At 45.7% G+C, this 3,541-nt stretch carries 2 protein-coding genes; one reads left to right on the top strand and one right to left on the bottom strand.

The features are described 5' to 3' along the window. A partial coding sequence (locus ACEW8S_RS11325; protein WP_373518264.1) for a 1-acyl-sn-glycerol-3-phosphate acyltransferase occupies positions 1-873 on the top strand: 873 nt, incomplete at its 5' end. A gap of 22 nt (positions 874-895) precedes the next feature. Here ACEW8S_RS11325 and ACEW8S_RS11320 read toward each other — a convergent pair. Then, positions 896-3,418, bottom strand: a complete 2,523-nt coding sequence (locus ACEW8S_RS11320) for a M14 family zinc carboxypeptidase (protein ID WP_373518263.1) — start codon at positions 3,416-3,418, stop codon at positions 896-898. Between the last annotated feature and the right edge of the window lie 123 nt (positions 3,419-3,541).

Genomic DNA, 3,541 nt, shown 5'->3' with positions numbered 1-3,541 from the left:
TGCAACCGAAAACCGTTCTTCCTGACCCGTTCAGACGTATTTCAGCATCAAACACTACTAAAATTCTTCGCCTATCTACGAATGCTGCCCATATATCGTATTCGCGACGGTAGGGAATCCCTGAAAAAAAATCAAACGGTTTTCAATCAATGTTCACGGTTATTTCAGAAGAACCATGCCCTAGTAATTTTCCCCGAAGCGGATCACAATATTAAACGCCGGGTACGGCCGTTGAGCAAAGGTTTTACGCGCATTCTTTTTAATACATTGCAAAAGACCCCGGAACTGAAAATTCACATCATACCCGTAGGGATGAACTACCGCAGCAACAGTGGGTTTCCCGATAAGGTTGCGCTTTATTATGGTAAACCAATTTTGTTCAAAGAAAGGTCTGATCCAAAAGTTGTTCGAGATTCCGGTAACCGGATCAGGAATGCGGTCTCCGATCGATTGAAAACACTCACTACCCATATTGGGGACGAAGAAAATTACGATACGCTTGCCAGAAAATTGGATGCCTTGTCGGTCGATTATTTGAATCCCACAGAAGCCAATGCCGCATTGAAATACCTGGATGCTTCTGAGGACAAAAATGCGGATCCATCAGCACCGGCACCTTTACAAACTTTTTTTAAAGGAATATTTACCGGATTAAATCTCCCGATAGTCATCCTATGGAGGACTTGGATAAAACCCAAGGTCTGGGAACCGGAATTTATAGGTACATTTCGATTCGGGTTTGCCTTGTTGGTGTTTCCTTTATATTATATGATGCTATTTGCCAGTATCGCAACGATCTGGAACGGAGCTGTAGGATTCGCCGTGATAATTGGACTTTTCTTGTATAATTGGGCGTATGTAAGGTGGAATTGAGGTTTGCGCTTGAACATTTTTTTCACATACTATCCCCAAAAAAGATCGCGTTCATCAACAACTTATTGGTACCGTACCAAAACGCCCTAAAATTGGTATTGTCCGTAAAAACGATGACACGGCCTTTGCCTGTTCGTTGCACTTGAAAAGGGACGCTGTTTTTTAGCATTTCCAGATTTTCCTCTGAAATATAACCGCTCATGAGTGGATCGTTTGTGTATTGAATGGGATTGTTATAGCTGTTCTTATCCGGCTCGATGTAGACGTTCGTATTCCGGAACAGGGGCAGCCTATCGTTTTTGTACCCGAAGTTGATGGGATGCGAAAGATCGAGTTTGGCCTCGAAAATGGCGCCCCCCGTAACCTGTGCGCCCTCGTAATCCTCTTTTTGGTAGAAGGCGATGTTGTTGGCGATCAAGGTGTCTTTTTTGAATTTAAGTTCCATCAATCCATTTTTTTTGAACGATTCCGCCATATCGCGGTAGCCGATCAAAGTACCCCCCTCCTTGACCCATTCCTTCAGTTTTTTGGACCGCTTTTTCGAAAGTCCGTCATCGCCCATACTCGGAATGATAACGTCCGTGTATTCGCTCAAATCGACGGAATCAAAATATTCCGAGTCGATTTTAGTGATGTTCATGTCGTAGCGGGTGTCGAACACATGCCAGATTTCCCCAGCATCGTAAGAGCGGACTCCCTCACCGACCAGCAAGGCGACCTTTTGCTTTTTTATGGGGTCAAAGTCGTTGCTTCCCAAATCTATGCCCTTGGTGAGTCCCGTCTTTACCCCAGTAATCTGGATGTTGCTTTCAAGGGCGACCTTCTTTAGAAACTTATAGAGTTCGGCGGATTCTAACTTTTGTTGCTGAACTGGGATCATTATCGTTCCGTAGCCATACTCTTTTCCCTCCAGGCTAAAGGGCGCTTTGGCTACTTTGGCCCGCACGTTTTCGTTGGCAATTCTGTTGAGGGCCTTCGGACTGTAATATTCGTTCCATTCGAAGAGGTAGGCATAATCGCTTTGGGCATTCAGGTCGCCGGTCAAAGGTGCTAGCTTGGTAACTTCCTCTCCCGCGAGGTCCAGGGACCGCAATTCGGTATAATCAAGATTAAAGGCCAGGGGAAGCGTCCAAGCGGAAACGTCGTAGAAAATACTATCGGTAAAGCTCGTCCGTTTTTCGAACATGGCCTTGATCAGGCGGTAGTTTTTTTGGATTTTTGGTATGACATAACCGTATCCTTTTTTATACTCTTTTTCGTTGAGACGTACATCCTGGGAAAGTTGATGGAATTTGATGTTCTGGCGTTGTAAAATTTCCGCGAAGTGCCAGGTCTTTGCGGCATCCTTGCTATCGCCGAATACTAGGGCCTTGTCATTACCAATGGCGGATTCGATGCCCATGTCCCTAAAAAATACCCGCTGGTAATCCAGCATCTTGACCCGCATGGCTTGGGCCGCTTTTATGGTGGACAAGGCGGTAACGAATTGGTTGCGAATGGTAAACGGAAAACTCAAAGTGCCGTTTTCACTTTCCTGCAAATGGCCCCTTGAGCTGCCTTGTTCGAAGAGGATACCGACGCCGCCATTGATGTCGGGAAATGTCGAACCTTTACCATAATAGAAGTCGTCATAATCTTCTTCGGAATAATAGAGCGACCCAATGCTATCAAGGGCCCTGGCGTGATACGTCCCGATTTCTGCAGTTAGTTCCTGATTCATTTTTGGGGTAAGGGGATGTACCCGGGTCGGTTCCCCGGGTTGAAAAAAGAAGGTGGAATTCGTGCCCATTTCGTGATGATCGGTCAAGATGTTCGGCATCCACTTATGGAAAGACGCGATACGGGCGCGGCTTTCGGGCAGTTGTACAGGCAGCCAGTCCCGGTTCATATCGAACCAATAGTGGTTGGTGCGCCCGCCAGGCCAACCTTCGTGAAATTCCCTGTCGTTGCTATCGGAATTGAGATGGTCACTTTTATTGGTGTTGGCCCAATGCGCAAAGCGCTGCAGGCCATCGGGATTGAAGGATGGATCCATCAAAATGACCGTATTTTCTAAAAGTCCCTCGATTTCAGGACCTTGTGCGGCGGCCAGATAATAGGCGTAGGCCATACCGGCATTGGCACCGCTGGGTTCGTTGCCATGAATGGAAAAACCTTGGTAGACCACAATCGGCATCATATCAAGATTGAGGTTATCCCCGCCATTTTCGGTAAGAGCGACATGGTCTTGCCTAATTGTATCTAGATTTTTATGGTTCTCCGGTGTTGTTATTGTAAGTAGTAAAAGTGATCTTCCTTCAAAGGTTTCGCCCCGATTTTCGATAATAACACGGTCGCTTGCTTTTGCCAAGGCCTGCATATAGAACACGAGCTTGTCATGGGTAACGTGCCATTCGCCTACCTCGTGGCCAATGATTTCTTTAGGGGTAGGGATGGTTGGGTCGTAACTGACATCTTGCGGAAGATAGTAGCTGAGGTCAAGGCTATCTTGGGAGTGACCCAGCTGAAGAAATAAAAAGGCAATCATGAATACTATATTTTTCATATAATGTCAGTTTAGATCAGGCTATAAAAGTAGGTAATCCAAAATTGTATGCAAAAATGATACCTTTTAGAAAAATAAAAAAGGCCCGAAATGGGCCAATATTTACAATAAACTACACCGTGA

This window comes from Pricia sp., assembly GCF_041745955.1.
Classification (GTDB): Bacteria; Bacteroidota; Bacteroidia; order Flavobacteriales; family Flavobacteriaceae; genus Pricia.
This window is presented reverse-complemented; position numbering and strand designations above follow the sequence as displayed.

What these genes read in the sequence shown, in the direction of transcription:
- ACEW8S_RS11320 (WP_373518263.1), bottom strand. Translation starts at nt 3,418, where the DNA reads ATGAAAAATATAGTATTCATGATTGCCTTTTTATTTCTTCAGCTGGGT.